Consider the following 21,370-nt stretch of genomic DNA (forward strand, 5'->3'; position numbering starts at 1 on the left):
GGTGCTCCTCAGGCGTTGCTACGGGGGTCGAAGGCGACTTTGACGGTGCCGAGCCGACCGGCGGAGTGGGCGTGGTCGAGCGCCTCGCGCCAGCGGTGCAGCGGGTAGGCGGCGACGCCCTTGGCGATCTGCTGGACGGCGTCGGCGGCGGCCAGCCCGAGCGCGACGTCGAAAGCACCGCGGCCGCCGGCGCCCTCCTCGTGCCGGGCCGAGGCGTAGCTGCCGACGACCTCGAGCTCGCGGAACCACGCCGCCGACAGGTCGGCGGGCGCGGGCATGCCGGAGAGCACCACGCGACCGCCGGCGCGGGTCGCGTGGAGTGCGGTCTCCAGCGACTGCCGGCTGCCGACCGCGTCGATCGCGACGTCCATGCCGCCGAGCAGGTACGGCGAGCCGAGCTGGGGCTTGACCTGGAAGGCGCCCGTCGAACGACGCACGCGGCGCAGCACCTCGTCGGGCGCGACCACCTCGGTGGCGCCGAGCTCGCGGGCCAGCTCGCGCTGGTGGGCGTGCTTGGCGACGACCATGATCTCGCCGGCGGAGGTGAGCTGGCGCAGCGCATGGGTGGCGAAGAGCCCGACCGACCCGGCTCCGCTGACCAGCACGCGGTCGTTGGGCCCGACCCGGGCGGCCAGGGCGGTGTGCACGGCGCAGGCCAGCGGCTCGACCAGGATCGCCTGCTCGTCGGAGAAGCCCTCGGGCACCGCGTGCAGCTGGCTGCGGTGCGCCGCGAGCACCTGGCCCCAGCCGCCGCCGGTGTCCTTGCAGAAGCCGGTCTGCAGGCCCGGGGCGAGGTGGCCCACGGTGATCCGGGAGCAGCGGTTGGTGGCGCCGACCGCGCAGGCCTCGCACGGCTCGACGCCCCGCGCCGCGCAGGTGAGCACCGAGTCGACCACGACCCGGGTGCCCGCGGGCAGGTCCTCGCAGTCGTCGAGCAGCTCGGCCACGACCTCGTGCCCCGGCACGAACGGCATCGACACCACGGCCGAGAAGTAGAGGCTGGTCCTGCCGGAGAGCGCCCCGAGGTCGGAGCCGCAGATCCCGGAGAGCCGGGTGCGCAGCCGCGCCCACCCGGGCCGCCGCACGCGGGGCTCGTCGATCGTGACCAGTCGCAGCGGGGCGGCGAAGCCGGACAGCGCCATCGGCAGCCGACCGCCCACCACCCGGCCGGCAGCGTGCCGCGCGGGCGAGCGGAACATCTCGAGCGCGAGCATCATGCGCGGTCACCTGCCGGGTTGAGCGAGCGCGCCGTCGCCGGCGGGCTGGCCCAGTCGACGATCGGCCAGCGTGCCTTCTTGGCGTGGCGGTAGAGCGACACGTCGGGACGCACGGCGACCGGGTTGCCGACCGCCGCCAGCAGCGGCAGGTCGGAGTGGGAGTCGGCGTAGCCGAACGACTTCGCCATGTCGATGCCGTTGTCGCGCGCCCACGCGTGCATCCACGCCGACCGCGACTCGCCGACGAGCGGGGACGCCTCGAGGAAGCCGGTGCACACGCCACGGGAGTCCACGGCCAGCTCGGCCGCCTCGACGTGGTCGAAGAGCGGCGCGAGCGGCCGGGTCAGCGGCCGGATCGCCCCGGTGATCAGCACCGTGCGGTGGCCGGCGGCGCGGTGCTCGCGGATGCGCCGTACGGCGGCCGGGGCGAGGCGGGCGAGCACGTGGTCGGTGAGCTCGGCGTCGGCGACCGCCTCGAGGTCGGCGAGCCGGGCCCCGGCGTACTCGCGGTAGATCGAGCGCAGGAACGCGCTGCGCTCGCGCCGCTCGGCGCGCACCAGGCTCGGCACCCGGGCCGCGATCCGGCTCAGCTCGGCGAACCGCTCGGTGCCCGACAGCTCGCGCAGCCGCATCCAGAGGTAGGTCTCGATGACGTTGGACGACAGCAGCGTCCCGTCCATGTCGAAGAACGCGGCCACGCCGGTCGGGCCGGTCGAGGGGGCCACGTCGCGCTGCGGCAGCGTCTTCAGCCCCACCGGTCCGGCCTTGCGGCGCGCGGCTCGCACCTCGTCGAGCCGCCGGATCGGCGCGGTCACGGCCGGGCAGTGCACCTCGCCGAGGTAGTGGGGCCAGTCGACGACCGCGGTGTCGAAGGCGAAGCGCTCCTGGTCGTCGGGCGACAGCGAGCGGTAGAGCGCCAGTGTGTGCTGGTCGGAGAAGCGCAGCTCGGCCTGCGCGTACTCGCGGTAGAGGTCGAGGTAGCGGCGCAGGAACTCCAGCCGGCGGCCCTGCTGGTCGAGCTTGCGGGCGAGCTCGCGGGTGCGGTCGCCGCGGGGCGCGCGGCCGAGCACGTAGTCGGCGACCTTGTAGGCCCGCTCGCTCGTCGTCAGCAGCCGCTCCACCGAGTGGGGACCCGGGAACCGCCACTCCGGCAGCCGCACCGCGCCGCGGTCGGTGGCCGCGAACGGGTGGTCGTCGAAGTAGCCGCGGACGACGTCGTAGAGCACGCTGAAGGTGAGCGGGTTGCGGTCGCCCGAGGAGACGTGGAAGAAGGCCGGCTCGCCGCGCTCGGGCGGGAAGGCCAGCACGCCGACGATCGCGGCCACGACGTGGTCGACCGGCACGATGTCGACGATGGTGTCGGCGGACGACGGGAACTCCGGCAGCTCGCCGCGCCCGTAGGCCAGGATCAGCGGCTCGGCCATCTTGAAGCCTTCGATCCAGCCCGGGTAGGGCTTCACGAGCGCCGACTCGATGATGCTGGGCCGCACGACCGAGACCACGTGTCCCTCGGCTGCGTGTGCCTCGACCACGCGCTCGCCGAGCGCCTTGGTGAAGGTGTAGCAGTCGGTCCAGCCCAGGCTGCGCGCCCGCTCGGTGCCGACGCGCACCAGCTCCTCCTTGACCCACGCACGGCGGGCCTCCTCGGTCGCCGCGGCCGCGGTGAGCATGCCGGCGCGCGAGTGCTCCTTCTCGGCCTTCTTGCGCTCGCGGACCAGGACCTCGGTGCCGCGGCTGCGGTGCTCGACCACCTCGCGCTGGGCCAGGCCCCACGCCAGCTCGGCCTCGAGGTCGACGGCGTGCTCGACCGGCGCCTCCGGGATGGTGCCGCGGCGCCTCCCTGCGACGTACGCCGTGGAGATGTGCACGTAGTGGACGTCGGGCCCGATCTCGCGCACCCGGGCCAGCAGCTCGCGGGTGCCGACGACGTTGGTGCGGAAGCCCTCGTCGACCGGCGGGTCGAACGACACGTCGCCGGCGCAGTGCACGACGGCGTCGAGGTCGTCGGGCAGCGGAGGCGTGACGGCCAGGTCGCCCTCGATCACCCGCAGGCGAGCGGCGAGCAGGGCGTCGAGCCCACCGGCCGCCTCGACGACGTCGGCGAAGATCGGCTTGCCGACCAGCGCGCGCACGCGCTGCTCGGCCGGCTGCGAGCCGCGGGCACGGACCAGCAGGGTGACGTGGCAGCCCGGCACCTCGCTCAGGAGCAGGTGCAGCAGGGCCTCCCCCACGAACCCGGTTGCCCCCGTGAGCAGCACGCGCTGCCCGTCCAGCCGCCCGGCGATGCCGAACGTTTCCGCCATGTGGTGCCTTCCTCCCGATGAGTGCTCCACCCTTGCGAGTCTGCCTGCCCCTTGGCAAGGGGACCACGGCGGGGGGAGCGAGCAGGTTGCCCGCAGGCACGACTAGTCTGTGCGCGCGATTCCCCGGGGCGCATAGCTCAGCGGTAGAGCGCTTGCCTTACAAGCAAGATGTCGGGGGTTCGATCCCCTCTGCGCCCACCACCGGACGCCGTCGGGACGGCGACGTCGAGGTCGTCCGGCCCGGAAATGAGAAAAGTCGAGCCGCTGGCGTCTCGGGTCACCAGCGGCTCGACGAGAAGAACCATAGACGGCGACGCCAAACCCTGTCCGCACTTTCAAATAACTTCTTCGTAGTGGTCTAGGCCAGAGCCTGGAGACGGGCCACGTGCTCGTCGAGGTCGCGGCCCTCCGGGTTGGCGTTGTGCACCGCCCAGCGCACGATCCCCTCCTTGTCCACGGTGTACGACGAGCGCCGGGGCGCACCGCGGACCTCGTCGAAGACGCCGTACGCCCGGGTGACCTCGCCGTGCGGCCAGAAGTCCGAGAGCAGGGGGAAGTTCAGGCCGTCCTGGTCGGCCCACGCCCGGAGCGCGTAGACCGGGTCGCACGAGATCGCGAGGATCTCGGTGTCGAAGGTCAGGAACGACGCCAGCCGCTGCCGGATGCCGGCCATCTCGCCCGTGCACACCCCCGAGAAGGCGAAGGGGTAGAAGACCAGCGCCACCGCCTTGCGGCCCCGGAACTCCGAGAGCCTGACGTCCTGCCCGAACTGGTCGCGCAGGGAGAAGTCCGGGGCGACGGAGCCGACGGGCAGTCCCTCGCCGGCCGTGGGGCCCTGGCCGCTCACTGCTCGGCCAGCTCGCGCTTGAGGACCTTGCCGGTGGCGTTGCGCGGCAGCTCCGGCAGGAAGACGATCTCGCGCGGCACCTTGTAGCGGGCGAGGTTCTGCTTCACCCAGGCCTTGAGGTCGTCCTCGGTGACCTGCGCGCCGGGACGCAGCGCGACGAACGCCTTGAGCCGCTTGCCGTAGTCGGCGTCGTCGACCCCGATCGCGGCCACCTCGTCCACGGCCTCGTGGCGGGCGAGGCAGTCCTCGACCTCCTTGGGGAAGACGTTCTCGCCGCCGGAGACGATCATCTCGTCGTCGCGACCCTCGACGAAGAGCCGGCCGTCCGCGTCGAAGCGGCCCACGTCGCCCGACGACATCAGGCCGTCGACGACCTCCTTGTGCCCGCCGCCGGTGTAGCCCTCGAAGAGGAGCCCGTTGCCGACGAAGATCCGTCCGGGCTCGCCGTCGGGCACCGGGCGGCCCTCGGGGTCGAGGATCTTCACGACCGTGGCGAACGGCGGTTTCCCGGCCGAGTCGGGCGCAGCGCGCAGGTCCTCGGGCGTGGCGATGGAGGCGTAGGCGACCTCGGTGGAGCCGTAGATGTTGTAGAGGTTGTCCCCGAAGTGGTCCATCCAGTCCAGCGCGAGGTCGCCGGGCAGCGCCGAGCCCGAGCAGGCGACGACCTTGAGCCGTGGCAGGTCGTACTGGTGCAGCGTCTCCTCGGGCAGGGCCAGGATCCGCTGGAGCATCACCGGGATCACCACCAGCGAGTCGCACCGCTCGGCGCGGGCCGTGCGCAGGCACTCCTCGGCGTCGAAGCGTCGCCGCAGCACCACGGTCGAGCCGAGCAGCATCGCCAGCGCGAGGTGGGCGAAGCCCCAGGTGTGGAAGAGCGGGGCGGCGATGTGGGTGCGCCAGCCGCGCCGCAGCGGCATCCGCGACAGCAGCGCCACCGCCGCCTCGATGCCGGCCTCGTTGCGCGGGGCGCCCTTCGGCGTGCCCGTCGTGCCCGAGGTGAGGATCACGATGCGGCCGCGTCGCCGCGGCGGCTCGTGGTCGTCGCTGGCGTGGTCCGCGATCAGCGCCTCGAGCGTCTCGACGTCCGGATCGGGCTGGTCGGAGTCGGTCCAGGCGATGATCCGGCGCCGGCTGTGCGCCTGCGCCAGCAGCTCGGTGAACTCCTCGTCGTGGACGACGACCCGGGGCTGCTCACGCTCGAGGACGTCGACGAGCTGCGGCCCCGCGAACGCGGTGTTGAGGTAGAGCACGTCGGCGCCGAGCTTGGACACCGCGATGCTGACGTCGACGAAGCCGCGGTGGTTGCGGCACATCACGGCGACGCTGTCGCCCTCGCCGACGCCGCGCTCGGCCAGGGCGCGGGCCAGGGCGTTGGAGCGCTGGTGCACCTCGAGGCAGGTCAGCTCACCGAGCTCGTCGACGATCGCCACCTGCTGCGGCGTGAGCAGGGCCATCGCGGTGAAGCCGCCCGCCGGGCCGGTCCCCCACTCCTTGACCGCCTTGCCGACGCGGGCCAGCGCGACCGGTGAGTAGGGCCGGACGATGCCTGTCCTCCCGAGCACCTTGAGGCCGGTCCCGGTCGCCGTCGCGCGGGTGAGGAGGGTCGTGGCGATCGGCAACAGCGGGGATCCTCTCGGTGTGCGGGCAGGCAGGCCCGACCGGTGGGTGTCGTACGACGGGTCGCGGTGCGACCGCCGCTCAGGTAGGCGTCTTGGGCGCCACCAGCCGGATCGCCGACCAGTCCTTGCTCACGGCCGCGCTGGTGGTCTGCGAGAGCCCGGCGATCGGGGCCGCCTCGGCGATGTCGGCCGGGTCCAGCGACCCGGGACGCCCCACCTTGGGCGTCAGCAGCCAGATCGCGCCGCCGCCCACCAGGTCGGTCAGCGCGTCGACGAGACCGTCGACCAGGTCACCGTCCTCCCGGCGCCACCACAGCAGCACCGCGTCGACCACGTTGCCGTAGTCGCCGTCGACCAGGTCGGCGTCGATGGCGTCCTCGATCGCAACCCGCAGCTCGTCGTCGGTGTCGGAGTCCCAGCCGAGCTCCTGGACCACCATCCCCTTGCTGAACCCCAGCCGGTCGGCAGGGCTCGTGCCGACCGGGTCCCCGGTCCGGGTGGACTCGCCACCCGCGGTCGCGCTCACCATCTCCTCCATCATCCGTGTGTGTCTGGCCTGTCTCGTCGGTCGTGGGCGGCCCGTCCCGCGTCGTCGCAGGTCGGACCGTGTGCAGTAGTCCAGCGGAGTTGACCCTGCCGCGCAACCCGTGTCCGCTCCGCGAGGCGCCGCCGGCGGCTACCCGCCGGTAAATTTCGTGGTCCAGCCCTGCGTGCAACGATGGGCGGGTGACCGATGACGTCTCCCCCCACGACGGCAGCACCACCCCTGCAGCCTCCGCCACCACGTCGGACCGGTCGACTCGCCCCGTCATCCACGAGGGCCTGCCGACCCAGCTCCCGGACATCGACCCCGACGAGACCCACGAGTGGCTCGCCTCGCTCGACGCGATGGTCGACGAGCGTGGCCGCGAGCGGGCCCGCTACGTGATGCTGCGCCTGCTCGAGCGGGCGCGCGCCCAGCAGGTCGGGGTGCCCTCGCTCCGGTCCACCGACTACATCAACACCATCCCGCCCGAGCGCGAGCCGTGGTTCCCCGGCGACGAGGAGACCGAGCGCCGGATCCGTGCGTTCCTGCGCTGGAACGCCGCGGTCATGGTCTCCAGTGCGAACCGCAAGGGTCTCGAGGTCGGCGGCCACATCGCGACGTACCAGTCCTCGGCCTCGCTCTACGAGGTCGGCTTCAACCACTTCTTCCGCGGCAAGGACCACCCCGGCGGCGGCGACCAGGTCTACATCCAGGGCCACGGCTCCCCCGGCGTCTACGCCCGGGCCTACCTCGAGGGTCGGCTCACCGAGACCCAGCTCTCCCGCTTCCGCCAGGAGGTGCAGCACGGTCCGGGCCAGGGCCTGCCGTCCTACCCCCACCCCCGGCTGATGCCGGACTTCTGGGAGTTCCCCACCGTCTCGATGGGCCTCACGGCGATCAACTCGATCTACCAGGCCCGGTTCAACCGCTACCTGCACAACCGCGGCATCAAGACCACCGACCAGCAGCGCGTCTGGGCCTTCATGGGTGACGGCGAGATGGCCGAGCCCGAGTCGCTGGGCGCGATCCGCGTCGCGGCCCGCGAGGAGCTCGACAACCTGACCTGGGTCATCAACTGCAACCTCCAGCAGCTCGACGGCCCGGTCACCGGCAACGGCAAGATCATCCAGGAGCTGGAGGCGAACTTCCGCGGCGCCGGCTGGAACGTGATCAAGGTGGTCTGGGGCCGCGAGTGGGACGCCCTGCTCGCCAAGGACGTCGACGGCGTCCTGGTCAACCGGATGAACACCACGCCGGACGGGCAGTTCCAGACCTACTCCACCGAGGACGGCGCCTACATCCGCGACCACTTCTTCGGCGGCGACCCACGGTTGCGCCGGATGGTCGAGCACATGACCGACGACCAGATCATGAAGCTGCCGCGCGGCGGTCACGACTACCGCAAGGTGTACGCCGCGTTCGACGCGGCCACCCGCCACGTCGGCCAGCCCACGGTGATCCTGGCCAAGACCATCAAGGGCTGGACGATCGACGCCCTCGAGGGCAAGAACGCCACCCACCAGATGAAGAAGCTGACGCCGGACGACCTGAAGAAGTACCGCGACCGGCTCCGCCTGCCCATCTCCGACCGCGACCTCGACCGCTCCTACGAGGAGACCGGCGCCGCGCCGTTCTTCCACCCGGGCGCCGACGCGCCGGAGATCGAGTACATGCTCGAGCGACGCCGCCAGCTCGGCGGGTCGGTGCCGCGCCGCCTGGTGCGGGCCAACCCGCTCAAGCTCCCCGCCGACGAGGTCTACGACGAGCTGAAGCAGGGCTCGGGCAAGAACGCCATCGCGACCACGATGGCCCTCGTCCGGCTGCTCAAGGACTGGATGAAGGACCCCGAGATCGGCAAGCGGATCGTGCCGATCGCCCCCGACGAGTACCGCACCTTCGGCATGGACTCGATGTTCCCGAGCGCCAAGGTCTACAACCCGGGCGGCCAGCAGTACGAGTCGGTCGACCGCAAGTTGTTGCTCTCCTACAAGGAGTCGGCCCAGGGCCAGATGCTCCACGAGGGCATCTCCGAGGCGGGTGCGGTGGCCTCCGCGACCGCCGCGGGCTCGGCGTACTCCACGCACGGCGAGCACATGATCCCGTTCTACATCTTCTACTCGATGTTCGGCTTCCAGCGCACCGGCGACTCCCTCTGGGCGATGGCCGACCAGCTCGCGCGCGGGTTCCTGATCGGCGCCACCGCCGGCCGCACCACGCTCACCGGCGAGGGCCTGCAGCACGCCGACGGCCACTCGCCGCTCATCGCGGCGACCAACCCCGCCGTCGTGCACTACGACCCGGCGTTCGCCTACGAGATCAGCCACATCATGAAGTCGGGTCTCGAGCGGATGTACGGCGACGCGGCCGAGGACGTCATCTTCTACCTCACCGTCTACAACGAGCCCGTGGCGCAGCCCGCGGAGCCCGAGGACGTCGACGCCGAGGGCATCCTGCGCGGCCTCCACCGGGTCAGCGGCAGCTCGACCGAGGGCGAGGGCCCGCGGGTCACGCTGCTCGCCTCGGGCGTCGGGTTCCCGTGGATCGCCGACGCGGCGCGGATCCTGCGCGACGACTGGGGCGTGGGCGCCGACACCTGGTCGGTCACCTCGTGGAACGAGCTGGCCCGCGACGCCGTCTCGGCCGAGCAGTGGAACCTCAACCACCCCGGCGAGTCGGCCCGCACGTCGTACGTCGCGGACAAGCTCGAGGGCACGCCCGGTCCGGTCGTGGCGGTCTCCGACTACATGTGCGCCGTACCGCTGCAGATCGCGCGCTGGGTCCCGGCCGACTACCGCGTCCTGGGCACCGACGGCTTCGGCTTCGCCGACACCCGCCCCGCCGCCCGGCGCTACTTCCAGGTCGACGCCCAGTCGGTCGTGGTCCAGGCCCTCGCGGCCCTCGCCGACGCCGGCGAGATCCCCCGCGAGAAGGTCACCGAGGCATTCGCGAAGTACCGCATCGACGACCCCACCGCCGTCGCCGACGTCAAGCAGGAGGGTGGCGACGCCTGATCCACGCTGACCCGCCGTCAACTAACGGCGGGTCAGTGCGATTCAGGCGCTGGTGATGTCGGTGACGCTGGCCAGCGGGGCGGCGTCGTGGCCGGTGCGCAGCAGCGAGCGGAACCGCGTGCGGGAGTAGGTCGCGGGCTGGGTCGAGCGGATGAACTCGTTGACCACCTTGGCGAAACGGTGGGGGTGGTCCTTGTGGGGGAAGTGCCCGGCGTTGGAGATCACCTCGACCCGGGCCTTCGGCGCGACGCGGGCGGCGTTGTTGGCGTGACGCACCGGGAGCACCTGGTCGTCGCGGCCCCAGATCACGCACATCGGCATCGCCTGGGTCAGGTAGGCACGGTCGGACATCGTGATGATCTGGCCACGCCAGTCGACCACGGCCCGCACCACGTGCCGGATCGCGTGGCGGGCGGCGGGGTCCTTGAACGAGTCGAAGATGGTGGCGACCTCGTCGAGGTCGCGGGCGGCCGGGAGCGGCGAGCGCGAGAGCGCCCGCAGGCCGGCGACACCGGCGTGCCGGAGGCCCGGCAGCGTCAGCACCGCCATCAGCTGCTCGAAGCCCGGCGTGGTGATCGCGCGGATCGCCGGCGTCACCTCGGGCCCGAGGCCGCCGGAGGCGACCAGCACCAGCCGCTCGGTGCGCTCGGGGAACTGGTAGGCGAACTGCATGGCGACGCCCCCGCCGAAGCTGTGCCCGATCACGGTCGCCTTGTCGTAGCCGAGCACGGTCAGCAGGTCGCGCATCCCGTTGGCGTAGCCGCCGACGCTGTAGTCGGCCCGCGGCTTGTCGGACGCGCCGTGGCCGAGCAGGTCGGGGGCGATCACGGTGTAGCGGCGGGAGAGGGTGTCGATCACCGGCTCCCACGTGGTGTGGTCGCAGCCGAGGCCGTGCATCAGGAGGATCACCGGCCCGGAGCCGGCCTTGACGAACGCGCGCCGGTGCCCGTGGATCGTGACGTACTGCACCTCGTGCGGGCTGCCGGTCACTGGTCCCCCTGACGGGATCGACGGTATGCCGGGATTCAATCAGAGGAACCGTCCGTTGGGGAGGCCGAATCCCTTGATTCACCGGGGTGTTACCCGATCTCCACAGAATCACCACGGGTGCCCCGTGGTCTAGATTGCGACCCGTGAGCCCCACCGCTGCCGCCGCCCCGCGCGCCCGCGCCGCGCAGGCCCTGCGCCGCGCCACCGGGGCCCTCAGCACCGCAGCCACTGCGCGCATGGACGACGACCTCACCTGGTTCCGGGACCTGAGCGCCGAGGACCGCTCCTGGGTCAGCCTGATCGTCCAGGCCGGCATCCGCAGCTTCGTGGACTGGTACCGCCGACCGGGAGACAGCTCCCCCGCCGCCGACACCCTCGCGGCGTCGGTGTTCGGGGCCGCGCCCCGGGCCCTGGCGGGCGTGATCACCCTCCAGCAGACCGTCGACCTGATCCGGCTCTCGATCGAGGTCGTCGAGCGCAACATCGACGAGATCGTCGATCCGGCCGACGCCCCCGACGTGCACGCCGCCGTCCTCCGCTACGCCCGCGAGGTCGCCTTCGCCACGGCCGAGGTCTACGCGCGGGCCGCGGAGGTGCGCGGCGCCTGGGACGCCCGCCTCGAGGCCCTGGTCGTGGACGCCGTCCTCCGCGCCGAGGCCGACGAGGCGGTCCTGTCACGGGCCAGCGCGCTGGGGTGGACCTCCCGCGGCGACGTCGCCGTGGTGCTGGGCGCGGTGCCGGCCCGCCGTCCCCAGACCGACCTCTTCGAGGAGGTACGGCGCGCGGCCGACGCCGCGGGCCTCGACGCGCTGTGCGGCACCCAGGGCGAGCGCCTCGTGGTCGTGCTCGGCGGCGTCACCGACCTGCGCAAGGGCGCCGAGGCCGTCGCCGCGCTGTACGGCGAGGGCCCGGTCGTGGTGGGCCCGTCCGTCGACGACCTCAGCCGGGCGCACCTCTCGGCCCGGGCGGCGCTCTCGGCCCACCGCTCGGCGTCCGGCTGGCCCGACGCGCCTCGGCCGGTACGCAGCGACGAGCTGCTCCCGGAGCGCGCCCTGGCCGGCGACGGTCACGCGCGGCGCCACCTCGTCGACGAGGTCTACCTGCCGCTGCTGCGGGCCCGGTCCACGCTGATCGAGACGCTCACGGCGTACTTCGCGGCCGGCGGCTCGCTCGAGGGCGCCGCCCGGGTGCTCTTCGTGCACCCCAACACGGTCCGCTACCGGCTGCGCCAGGCCGCCGAGCTCACGGGCTTCAACCCCGCCGACCCGCGGGACGCGTTCACCCTGGAGATCGCCCTGGTGCTGGGCCGCCAGTCGGGCCGCACCGACGACACCGCCGGCGCCTGAGTCTTTGTAGGAACCCTACAAAGGCGGGGAGTCAGATTCGTGCGCGCCCGAGATGAGTCCGGGGCCGCAACTCGGCACAGTGGGGGTCGTGCTCGTCATCGTCGCTCCCGGCCAGGGGGCCCAGACCCCCGGCTTCCTCGCACCGTGGCTCGAGGACCGCACCTTCGCCTCGCGCCTCGAGTGGCTCTCGACCGTCGCCGGCCTCGACCTGGCCGACCTCGGCACCCACGCCGACGCCGAGACCATCCGCGACACCCAGGTCGCCCAGCCGCTGCTGGTTGCCACCGGCCTGGTCGCCGCGCTCGAGTTGTTCCCCCACCCCGCCGACGCCTTCGCGCGGATCGGGGCGGTGGCCGGCCACAGCGTCGGCGAGCTCGCGGCCGCCGCCGGTGCCCGGGTGATCACCGCCGAGCAGGCGATGGTCCTCGTCCGCGAGCGCGGCCGGGCCATGGCCGCCGCGAGCGCGGCCACCCCGACCGGCATGACCGCGGTCCTCGGCGGCGACCGCGAGGAGGTGCTGGCCACGCTCGACAAGCACGGACTGACCCCCGCCAACGACAACGGCCCCGGCCAGGTGGTCGCCGCAGGCACCCTCGAGCAGCTGCAGGCCCTCGCCGACGAGCCGCCGGCCAAGGCGCGGCTGATCCCGCTGAGCGTCGCCGGCGCCTTCCACACCGAGCACATGGCGCCGGCGGTCGGCCACCTCGGCACGCTGGCCCGGTCGGTCTCGACGCACGACGCGCGCACCGCGGTGATCAGCAACAAGGACGGCCAGGTCGTCCACGACGGCCGCGACGTGCTCGCCCGGATCGTGGGCCAGATCGCCAACCCCGTGCGCTGGGACCTCTGCATGGAGACGATGCTCGACCTCGGCGTCACCGGCCTGCTGGAGATGCCGCCCGCGGGGACGCTCACCGGCATCGCCAAGCGCGCGATGAAGGGCGTGGAGACCTTCGCCCTCAAGACGCCCGACCAGCTCGACGACGCCCGCGCCTTCGTCGAGAAGCACGGCGAGGCCTCCCAGATCGAGACCACGCCGACCTGGCGGATGGTCGTCTCCCCCGCCAAGGGCACCTTCCACGTCTCCGACGAGGCCGTCGGCGCGGAGCTGCTGGCCCCCGGCACCCCGATCGGCGAGGTCGCCAACCGTGGCGACCACACCCGCGTGCTCGCCCCGCACGGCGGCCAGGTCGTCGAGTGGCTCGTCGAGGACGGCGACCTCGTCTCCCCCGGCCAGCCCCTGCTCCGCCTGCACCCCGAGGGGGTCTCATGAGCATCAGGTCCACGACCGGCGCAGCCAACGCCCGGATCCTCGGGATCGGCGCCTACCGCCCCTCGCGCATCGTCCCCAACGCCGACGTCGTCGACGCGATCGACTCGAGCGACGAGTGGATCCAGCAGCGCTCCGGCATCAAGCAGCGCCGCTGGGCGATGCCCGAGGAGACGGTGCAGATGATGAGCGTGGCGGCCTCACGGCGCGCGCTCGAGCGCGCGGGCATCGCGCCCGAGCAGATCGACGCCGTGGTCGTCGCCACCGTCAGCCACCTGCTGCAGACCCCGGCCGTCGCCACCGCGGTGGCGCACGAGCTCGGCACCAACCAGGCCGCGGCGTTCGACATCTCGGCCGCCTGTGCCGGCTTCTGCCACGGCGTCGCGCTGGGCGCCGACATGGTCCGGGGCGGCAGCGCCGGCCACGTGCTCGTCATCGGCGTCGAGCGGCTCAGCGACATCACCGACGTCCACGACCGCGGGACGGCGTTCATCTTCGCCGACGGTGCGGGCGCTGCCGTGATCGGACCCAGCGAGGAGCCCGGCATCGGCCCGGTGGTCTGGGGCTCCGACGGCGAGCAGTTCGACTTGATCCGGCAGCGGGAGGACTGGCGCGACGTCGTCGGCAGCCCCGGCGCGCCGGGCTCCGGCGTGATGCCGCACCTGACGATGCAGGGCAACCCGGTCTTCCGCTGGGCCTCCTTCGCCATGGCGAAGGTCAGCCAGCAGGCGCTCGACCGGGCCGGCGTCGCGATCGAGGACCTCGACGTCTTCGTGCCCCACCAGGCCAACATGCGCATCATCGACGCGATGGCGCGCTCGATGAAGCTGCCCGAGCGGGTGCAGGTCGCCCGCGACATCGCCGAGCAGGGCAACACCTCGGCGGCGTCGATCCCGCTCGCCCTCGACCGGATGATCGAGGAGGGCACCGCGAAGAGCGGCGACACCGCCCTCTTCGTCGCCTTCGGCGCCGGCCTCGCGTACGCCGCGCAGGTCGTCGTCGTCCCCTGATCCCAGCACCACCCACACCACCCACCGAAGGAGTACCCCCGCATGGCCACCACCGAAGAGATCCGCGCCGACCTCGCCGAGATCGTGAACGAGGTCGCCGGCATCGACGCCGACGACGTCCAGCTCGACAAGTCGTTCGTGGACGACCTGGACGTCGACTCGCTGTCGATGGTCGAGGTCGTGGTCGCGGCGGAGGAGAAGTTCGGCGTCTCCATCCCCGACGACGAGGTCAAGAACCTCAAGACCGTCGGTGACGCGGTCGCGTTCATCGAGCGCGCCCAGGGCTGACCTGCCCGACCTCGTCGTCCCCGCACGTCAACCGCCACCACCCGAAGTGAGGACCAGATGAGCCGCACCCGTGTCGTCGTCACCGGCCTGGGCACCACCAGCCCGGTCGGCGGAGACGTCCCGTCCACCTGGGACGCCCTGGTCGCCGGTCGGTCCGGGATCCGGACCCTGACCGAGGACTGGGCGGAGGAGCTGCCGGTCAAGATCGCCGGACGCGCTGCCGTCGAGCCGACCGAGGTGCTCGAGCGGGTCAGGGCCCGCCGCCTCGACCGCTCCTCGCAATTCGCGATGGTCGCGGCCATCGAGGCCTGGCGCGACTCCGGACTCGCCGACGCCCAGGAGAGGGGCGAGCTCGACGGCGAGCGCACCGGAGTGGCGATGGCGTCCGGGATCGGCGGGGTCAACACCCTGCTCGACAACTACGACGTGCTCAAGGAGAAGGGGCCGCGGCGGGTCTCCCCGCTGGCGGTGCCGATGCTGATGCCCAACGCACCCGCGGCGAACATCAGCCTCCTCGTCGGGGCCCGGGCCGCGGTGAACACCCCCGTGTCGGCCTGCGCCTCGGGCAACGAGGGCATCGCCCTGGCGATCGACCAGATCCGTCTCGGCCGGGCCGACATCGTCGTCGCCGGCGGCACCGAGGCTGCGATCCACCCGCTGCCGATGGCGGCCTTCGCCAACATGATGGCGCTCTCGAAGAACCCCGGCGACCCGACCACGGTCTCGCGGCCGTGGGACACCGCGCGCGACGGCTTCGTGCTCGGCGAGGGTGCCGGTGTGCTGGTCCTCGAGTCCGAGGAGCACGCCCGCGCCCGTGGCGCCCGGATCTACGCCGAGGTGCTCGGCGCCGGCATCACCGCCGACGCCCACGACATCGCCCAGCCCGACCCCGCCGGCCGCGGCGGCTCCCGTGCCATCGTGCGGGCGCTGCACGAGGCGGGCATCGAGCCCCGCGACGTCGCGCACGTCAACGCGCACGCGACGTCCACGCCGCAGGGCGACATCGCCGAGGGCCTGATGCTGCACGCGACGCTCGGCGCGCACGCCACCGAGGTGGTCGTCACCAGCACCAAGTCGATGACCGGTCACCTGCTCGGCGGCGCCGGCGCCCTCGAGGCGATCGCCACGGTGCTCGCGCTGCACCACCGCACCTCGCCGCCGACGATCAACCTCGACGACCAGGATCCGCAGGTGGAGCTCGACATCGCCACCAAGGCCCGCGACCTCCCCCTCGGCGACATCGCGGCGCTCAACAACTCCTTCGGCTTCGGCGGCGCCAACGTCGCGGTCGTCTTCGGGTCGGTGTGAGCCGGTGACGACCACGCAGGCACCGGCCGTCTCGACGCCCACCCAGCGGGTCAAGCTCCCCCGCGAGCAGGACCCCCGCAACCCGGTCCACCGGCTCACCGCCCTGTTCGACGACGGCACGCTCGAGCTGATCACGCCCGACGACGACTCGGGCATGCTGGCCGCGGTGGGCGCCGTGAACGGCACCCGCGTCGTCGCCTTCTGCTCCGACGCCACCGTCATGGGCGGCGCGATGGGCGACGTCGGCTGCCGCGTGGTCGTCGACGCCTACCACCGGGCGATGACCGACCGCGTCCCGATCATCGGGCTCTGGCACTCCGGCGGCGCCCGCCTGGCCGAGGGCGTGCTCTCGCTGCACGCGGTCGGCCGGATCTTCCAGGTGATGACCCAGGCCTCGGGCAAGATCCCGCAGGTCTCCGTCGTGCTCGGCCCCGCCGCCGGCGGCGCGGCGTACGGCCCGGCGCTCACCGACGTGGTGATCCTCGGCCCCGAGGGCCGGATCTTCGTCACCGGCCCCGACGTCGTCCGCTCGGTCACGGGCGAGGACGTCGACATGCTCCGCCTCGGCGGGCCCGAGCCGCACGGTCGTCGCTCCGGCGTGGTGCACGTGCTCACCGAGTCCGAGGCCGAGGCGCTCGACCGGGCCCGCACCATCGCCTCGCTGCTCGGCTCCCAGGGCAGCCTGGTCCCCGGCGAGGTCGAGGACCGCGACCTCGCCGCCCTGCTGCCCGAGTCGAAGAAGCGCGCGTACGACGTGCACCCGCTCGTCGAGTCGATCCTCGACGAGGGCACCGCCCAGGAGCTGCACGCGCGCTGGGCGCCCAACATCGTCACCACCCTGGGCCGCTTCGGTGGCCGCACGGTCGGCGTCGTCGCGAACAACCCGCTGCGCCTCGGCGGCTGCCTCGACTCGCTGTCGGCCGAGAAGGCCTCGCGGTTCGTGCGCATGTGCGACGCCTTCGGCGTCCCGCTGATCGTGGTCGTCGACGTCCCCGGCTACCTGCCCGGGGTGGGCCAGGAGTGGGACGGCGTGGTCCGCCGCGGCGCGAAGCTGCTGCACGCCTTCGGCGAGTGCGTGGTCCCCCGGGTCACCCTGGTCACCCGCAAGACCTACGGCGGCGCCTACATCGCGATGAACGCCCGCTCCCTGGGCGCCACCCGCGTGCTCGCCTGGCCGGGCGCCGAGGTGGCGGTGATGGGAGCGGTGGCCGCGATCCGGATCCTGCACCGGCGCAAGCTGGCCGAGGTCTCCCCCGACCTGCGGCCGCGGGTCGAGGCGGAGCTGGCCGCGGAGCACGAGCGGATCGCCGGCGGCGTCGACAAGGCCGTCGAGATCGGCGTGGTCGACGAGGTGGTCGAGCCCGACCGCACCCGTTCCGCGATCGCCCACGCGATCGACGACGCCGTCCAGACCGCCGGGGTCCGGCGCGGGGCCCACGGCAACATCCCGCTCTGAGGCACCGCGCCGCGGCGTAACCGCCGTCACAGGTCCCCCGTTGTCCTCCTCAGGAGGAGATGAGGGGATGCGACGGATGAAGCCACTCGCCACTGCTCTGCTCACCGGCGTGCTCACGGTCGCCGGACTGGTCGCGCCGGGCCTCCCGGTGGCCACGGCCGGCGACGCCGACTACGGCCGCGTGTGGGCGCGCGACCGCGCCCTGCGCGACGGGTGCCATCACTACGACTACCACTACCGGGTCAGGCCGCCGACCTCGAGCTGGGCGCTGGAGACGTTCCTGCACGACCGCCGCGGGAAGACCGTGGCCTCCGACGCGCTGCTCGCGCCGCACGACGAGAAGAAGGGGCGGTCGGTCTTCCGGCTCTGCCGCTACAACACGGTGCCGGGGCGCTTCACGATCCGGGCCAAGCTCACCTGGAAGGACGGCTGGGACACCCACGAGAAGTGGATCGCCCCCGGTCGCTTCCGGATGCACCGCTGAGGCGGCACGCAGCGGCGCCCGCCGCCGTCGCCCGACGGACCCGGGCCTAGACGACCTGGTGCAGCCAGCGCACGGGGGCGCCGTCGCCGGCGTGGCGGAAGGTCTCGAGCTCGTCGTCCCAGGGCCGGCCGAGCAGCTTGTCGACCTCGAGCTCGAGCGTGGTGTCGCCGAGCGCCGACTTGACCACGGCCGCCTTGAGCCGGTCCTCGGGGATCATGATGTCGCCGTGCAGGCCGGTGACGGCGTGGAAGACGCCGAGGTCGGGCGTGTAGGAGTAGCGGACCCCTTCGGAGCCGCTCGTGGGCTCCTCGGTGATCTCGAAGCGCAGGTGGCCCCAGCCGCGCAGCGCGGACGCGACCGCCGCTGCGGAGCCGACGGCGCCGGTCCACGACAGCTCGGCCCGGTAGGTGCCGTTCTGGGCAGGCTGGGGCGTCCAGTCGAGGCTCACGGCCATGCCGAGAACCCCGCCGACCGCCCACTCGATGTGCGGGCACAGCGCGGAGGGGGCCGAGTGGACGTAGAGAATCCCTCGGGTCCCCGACCCGTCTGCACGCGTGGCGATAGGTGTGGTCACCGCGACCTCCTTGATGTTCCGGCGCGAGCTGCGCCTTCCCCAGCGGGCTCGTCGGATCATCGGAGAACGTCGGTGTCGTGACACCTGTGTAGTTGTGGAGCCATTGTGACCGAAGTGACGCGTGTTTGCCAGCCGAACGCCGAACTCGTTCGGGGTCAGGGCGTGGCGCGGGCGTCGCCGCTGCGGCGCGGGCCGAGCTCGAGGAGGGTGGTCAGGACCTCTTCGGCGATGGCGAGGCCGCCGAGGTGGCTCTCCCCGTCGATCGCCGTCAGCGTCGCGTCGGGCAGGAGGTCGACGACGTGGCGGCCGTGCGCGAAGGGCACGATGTGGTCGGCGTCGCCGTGCCACCAGCGCACCGGCACCGCTACGTCGGCCACGGCGAAGCCCCACTCGCGGGTGAAGAGCACCAGGTCGGTGAGCGGGGCGGAGACCTGCCGGCGGCTGCCGTTGAGCAGGTCGTCGAGGAACATCGCCTTGAACTCCGGACGCCCCAGCAGGTGCTTGTCCCCCTGCGGCTGCACCGCGGCGTAGAGGTCGAGCACCGGGCCGGCCAGCGGCCGGATCACCCGGATCCCCCACGTCATCGCGACGCCGAGCGGCAGTCGGCCCGCACTGATGAGCGGCGCCAGGCGCACGGCGAGCTGGATCGGGCCACCCTGCACCGCGTCGGGACCGCGGGTGGGTGCCACGCCGCCGAGCACCCCGATGCCGTGCACCCGGTCGGGCATGGCCGCCCCGACCGCGAGCACGTAGGGACCACCGCCGGAGAGCCCGATCAGCCGCAGGGTGTCGACGCCGAGGGTGTCGAGCATGATCTCGAGGTCGTGGGTCCAGTCCGCCACGTTCGGGTAGAGGTACGGCGTCGACGAGCCGATGCCCGGCCGGTCGATGCCGATGATCCGTACGCCGTGCTGCTCGGCGTACGCCCGCGCCTCGAGCGGGATCTGCCGCCGCGCCCCGGGGGTGCCGTGCATCCAGACGATGGCCGGGCCGCGGGCGTCGCCGTACTCCGCGAAGCTCAGCCGCCGGTCGTCCCGGACGGCGACGGTTCCCTCGAGCGCAGGGCGCCTGACGTCGTGCATGCTGCCGATTCTGGCAGCGTCACCCGGCTACCGGACGGCGGTGCGAGCACCGTCACACGACTGTCTCGCTGCCGGCACCCGGACCAGTCCGGGGTCGACCACGAGGCTGATGTCGCGCACCGCACCGAGGAGCCGCCCGTCACCGACGACCCGCGGCCCCTGGGTCAGGTCGAGCACCACGCAGGTGACGTTGTCGGTGCCCCCGGCCTCGAGGGCCGCCTGGGTGAGCACCGCCGCGGCCGCGTGCGGGTCGCGCAGGCCGAGCACCTCCGCGATCCGGTGGTCGTCGACGAGGTCGGTGAGACCGTCGCTGCACAGCAGCAGCCGGTCCCCGGGCCGCAGGTCGAGGGCGGTGACGTCGGGCTCGTGCGCGGTCGCCTCGTCGGGCGCCCCCTGCAACGAGCGGAGCACGACGTTGCGCCACGGGTGGTGCCGGGCCGCCTCCGGCGCGAGCCGCCCGTCGTCCAGGAGCGCCTGCACGTAGGTGTGGTCGCTCGACAGTCGGCGCAGGCCACCGTCGCGCAGCAGGTAGGCGCGCGAGTCGCCCACGTGGCCGAGCACCACGCGCTCGCCGTCGCAGACGACCGAGGTGAGCGTCGTGGCCATGCCGGCGCGACGCGGGTCGGCGGCAGCGCCCGCGACCAGGCAGTCGCGCGCCCGCTGGACGAGGTCGCGGACGACGTCGGCAGCGTCGTCGCCGAAGCGGGCCATCGCCGTCGCGGCCGCGACGTACGCCGTGGTGGCCGAGGCGACCTCGCCGGCGGCGGCGCCGCCGACGCCGTCCGCCACGAGCGCCACGTAGGGACCGACGAACGCCGAGTCCTCGTTGTGGTCGCGTACGAGGCCGGTGTGACTCACACCTGCGCCCGAGAATCGCAACATGGGGTCCTCCTGCCGGATGGCAGGACAGTAGACCGTGCAGGAGACCCACTGGTCAAGACCAGTGGAGGTCCGGCTCAGTCGCGCGTGGCCTCGATGCTCGCCGCCCGCTCGGCCGCGTCGGTGAGCTCGGAGCCGTCGATCGCGTCGGTGCGGTGGAACCACGCGAGTGCTTCGGTGTCGCGCCCTGCCGCGAGGAGCGTGTCGGCGTAGGCGTAGCGCAGGCGGACCACCCACGGCTGCCGGCTCTTGGAGTTGAGCGGCGCGAGCTCGAGCACGCGCAGGGCGGCGTCGAGCTGGCCCAGGTCACGACGGGCACCGGACTCGACCAGTGTCATCTCGGCCTTCGCCTCCGGCGAGAAGTTGGCGACCGACGGGCTCTTGGCGAGCTTCAGCGCCTGCTCGGGGTTGCCGAGCGCGCGGTGGCAGTCGGCCATGATGGGCAGGTACGCCGTGGCGCCGTTCATCCGCTTCGCTGCCCGCAGCTCGGCCAGCGCCTCCGCGTAGTGACCGGCCGCGTAGGCCGCCTCACCCGTTGCCTCCCGCACCACCGCGATCCGCGAGGCGCGGGCGCGGGCGGCGAGCGTGTGCTGGTAGGCGGTCTCGGGGTCGTCGTCGATGAGCATGCCGGCCGCGGCGAGGTGGCGGGCCACGCGGGCGGCCAGCTTCTCGGGCAGGCCCTTCAGCTGCGCCGCGACCGCACGGTCGAGCTCCCTGCCGGTGATCTCCTCGGGGATCTCCGGACCGTCGTAGCGCTCCTGCGACGCGGTGCGCGGCCGCCGCTGCTCCGGCTTGCCGCCGGTCGTCCGCGAGGGACGCGACCCGGTCGCCGGGCGCCCGCCACTGCTGCGCGGCGCGCCGCTGCGCGACGAGCTGCTGCTGCCGCCGCTGCGCGACGGGCTGCTGCTGCTGCGCGAGGAGCCGCTGCGCTGCTGGGAGCCGGTCGGACGGCTCGTCCGCCCGCGCCCGGAGCCCTGGCTGCGACGCTGCTCGGCCACTGTTCCTCCTGCTGTCGTCCTGCGTGTCTGTGCTGCCCCGTGTCGATGCCACAGGGGTCCCGAAAATGCGTAGAGGCCACCCGAACGGGTGGCCTCTACGTCAAAGGATGTCCGGCGGCGTCCTACTCTCCCACAGCCTCTCGGTTGCAGTACCATCGGCGC

General features: G+C 73.0%; 18 protein-coding genes and 1 tRNA gene. 9 read left to right on the forward strand and 10 right to left on the reverse strand.

What is annotated here, in order from left to right:
• Nucleotides 1–8 precede the first annotated feature (8 nt).
• Both ACFPGP_RS11215 and ACFPGP_RS11220 read right to left on the reverse strand, forming a co-directional pair.
• Complete coding sequence (locus ACFPGP_RS11215; protein WP_378590085.1) at nt 9–1,217, reverse strand: zinc-dependent alcohol dehydrogenase; 1,209 nt, start codon at nt 1,215–1,217, stop codon at nt 9–11.
• Nucleotides 1,214–3,520 carry an HAD-IB family hydrolase gene (locus tag ACFPGP_RS11220; RefSeq protein ID WP_378590087.1) on the reverse strand — a complete coding sequence of 769 codons (2,307 nt, stop codon included), beginning with the start codon at nt 3,518–3,520 and terminating at the stop codon, nt 1,214–1,216. The genes ACFPGP_RS11215 and ACFPGP_RS11220 overlap by 4 nt, the downstream gene beginning before the upstream one ends.
• Before the next feature lie 126 nt (nt 3,521–3,646).
• Here ACFPGP_RS11220 and ACFPGP_RS11225 point away from each other — a divergent pair.
• Nucleotides 3,647–3,721 (forward strand) — tRNA-Val (locus tag ACFPGP_RS11225).
• Nucleotides 3,722–3,878: 157 nt separating this feature from the next.
• Here the strand turns inward: ACFPGP_RS11225 and ACFPGP_RS11230 are convergent.
• The 3 genes from ACFPGP_RS11230 to ACFPGP_RS11240 all read right to left on the reverse strand — a co-directional run bounded on the left by ACFPGP_RS11230 (nt 3,879) and on the right by ACFPGP_RS11240 (nt 6,512).
• Nucleotides 3,879–4,367 carry a peroxiredoxin gene (locus ACFPGP_RS11230; protein WP_378590088.1) on the reverse strand — a complete coding sequence of 163 codons (489 nt, stop codon included), beginning with the start codon at nt 4,365–4,367 and terminating at the stop codon, nt 3,879–3,881.
• The gene (locus tag ACFPGP_RS11235) at nt 4,364–5,986 is read right to left on the reverse strand and encodes an AMP-binding protein (RefSeq protein WP_378590090.1); all 1,623 of its coding nucleotides are present in this window, start codon (nt 5,984–5,986) and stop codon (nt 4,364–4,366) included. The genes ACFPGP_RS11230 and ACFPGP_RS11235 overlap by 4 nt, the downstream gene beginning before the upstream one ends.
• Before the next feature lie 79 nt (nt 5,987–6,065).
• The gene (locus tag ACFPGP_RS11240; protein WP_378590133.1) at nt 6,066–6,512 is read right to left on the reverse strand and encodes a DUF3052 domain-containing protein; all 447 of its coding nucleotides are present in this window, start codon (nt 6,510–6,512) and stop codon (nt 6,066–6,068) included.
• Between the two features lie 284 nt (nt 6,513–6,796).
• Here ACFPGP_RS11240 and aceE point away from each other — a divergent pair, with 284 nt between their 5' ends.
• Entirely contained in the window at nt 6,797–9,523 is a 2,727-nt protein-coding gene (gene aceE, locus ACFPGP_RS11245) for a pyruvate dehydrogenase (acetyl-transferring), homodimeric type (protein WP_378590135.1), read from the forward strand.
• A 42-nt stretch (nt 9,524–9,565) separates the two neighbouring features.
• Here aceE and ACFPGP_RS11250 read toward each other — a convergent pair whose 3' ends face one another.
• A complete protein-coding gene (locus ACFPGP_RS11250) occupies nt 9,566–10,513 on the reverse strand; it encodes an alpha/beta fold hydrolase (RefSeq protein ID WP_378590091.1) in 948 nt (315 codons plus the stop codon).
• A 143-nt stretch (nt 10,514–10,656) separates the two neighbouring features.
• On the opposite strand from ACFPGP_RS11250, the gene ACFPGP_RS11255 reads away from it, so the two are divergent.
• The 7 genes from ACFPGP_RS11255 to ACFPGP_RS11285 all read left to right on the forward strand — a co-directional run bounded on the left by ACFPGP_RS11255 (nt 10,657) and on the right by ACFPGP_RS11285 (nt 17,675).
• Nucleotides 10,657–11,859 (forward strand): PucR family transcriptional regulator, encoded by a 1,203-nt coding sequence (locus ACFPGP_RS11255; protein WP_378590093.1) that lies wholly within the window; start codon nt 10,657–10,659, stop codon nt 11,857–11,859.
• A gap of 88 nt (nt 11,860–11,947) precedes the next feature.
• Nucleotides 11,948–13,132 (forward strand): acyltransferase domain-containing protein, encoded by a 1,185-nt coding sequence (locus tag ACFPGP_RS11260; RefSeq protein WP_378590095.1) that lies wholly within the window; start codon nt 11,948–11,950, stop codon nt 13,130–13,132.
• Entirely contained in the window at nt 13,129–14,139 is a 1,011-nt protein-coding gene (locus ACFPGP_RS11265; protein WP_378590096.1) for a beta-ketoacyl-ACP synthase III, read from the forward strand. Before ACFPGP_RS11260 ends, ACFPGP_RS11265 begins: the two co-directional genes overlap by 4 nt.
• Nucleotides 14,140–14,181: 42 nt before the next feature.
• Nucleotides 14,182–14,427: an acyl carrier protein gene (locus ACFPGP_RS11270; RefSeq protein ID WP_292673856.1), complete on the forward strand. Its 246-nt coding sequence runs from the start codon at nt 14,182–14,184 to the stop codon at nt 14,425–14,427.
• Nucleotides 14,428–14,484: 57 nt separating this feature from the next.
• On the forward strand, nt 14,485–15,735 hold the full coding sequence (gene fabF / locus ACFPGP_RS11275) for a beta-ketoacyl-ACP synthase II (RefSeq protein ID WP_378590099.1): 1,251 nt from the start codon (nt 14,485–14,487) through the stop codon (nt 15,733–15,735).
• 4 nt (nt 15,736–15,739) lie between these two features.
• The gene (locus ACFPGP_RS11280; RefSeq protein ID WP_465263261.1) at nt 15,740–17,191 is read left to right on the forward strand and encodes an acyl-CoA carboxylase subunit beta; all 1,452 of its coding nucleotides are present in this window, start codon (nt 15,740–15,742) and stop codon (nt 17,189–17,191) included.
• 76 nt (nt 17,192–17,267) lie between these two features.
• Nucleotides 17,268–17,675: a hypothetical protein gene (locus tag ACFPGP_RS11285; RefSeq protein ID WP_378590101.1), complete on the forward strand. Its 408-nt coding sequence runs from the start codon at nt 17,268–17,270 to the stop codon at nt 17,673–17,675.
• Between the two features lie 46 nt (nt 17,676–17,721).
• Here the strand turns inward: ACFPGP_RS11285 and ACFPGP_RS11290 are convergent, their stop codons facing one another.
• From ACFPGP_RS11290 to ACFPGP_RS11305, 4 genes are all read right to left on the reverse strand, one after another.
• Complete coding sequence (locus tag ACFPGP_RS11290; protein ID WP_378590103.1) at nt 17,722–18,249, reverse strand: DUF3145 domain-containing protein; 528 nt, start codon at nt 18,247–18,249, stop codon at nt 17,722–17,724.
• A gap of 155 nt (nt 18,250–18,404) precedes the next feature.
• Nucleotides 18,405–19,331: an alpha/beta fold hydrolase gene (locus tag ACFPGP_RS11295; RefSeq protein WP_378590105.1), complete on the reverse strand. Its 927-nt coding sequence runs from the start codon at nt 19,329–19,331 to the stop codon at nt 18,405–18,407.
• Between the two features lie 27 nt (nt 19,332–19,358).
• Entirely contained in the window at nt 19,359–20,213 is an 855-nt protein-coding gene (locus tag ACFPGP_RS11300) for a PP2C family protein-serine/threonine phosphatase (RefSeq protein ID WP_378590106.1), read from the reverse strand.
• Nucleotides 20,214–20,287: 74 nt separating this feature from the next.
• Entirely contained in the window at nt 20,288–21,208 is a 921-nt protein-coding gene (locus ACFPGP_RS11305; protein WP_378590108.1) for a tetratricopeptide repeat protein, read from the reverse strand.
• Nucleotides 21,209–21,370 lie beyond the last annotated feature (162 nt).

The sequence above is a fragment of the Nocardioides taihuensis genome, assembly GCF_042657275.1.
Lineage (GTDB): Bacteria > Actinomycetota > Actinomycetes > Propionibacteriales > Nocardioidaceae > Nocardioides > Nocardioides taihuensis.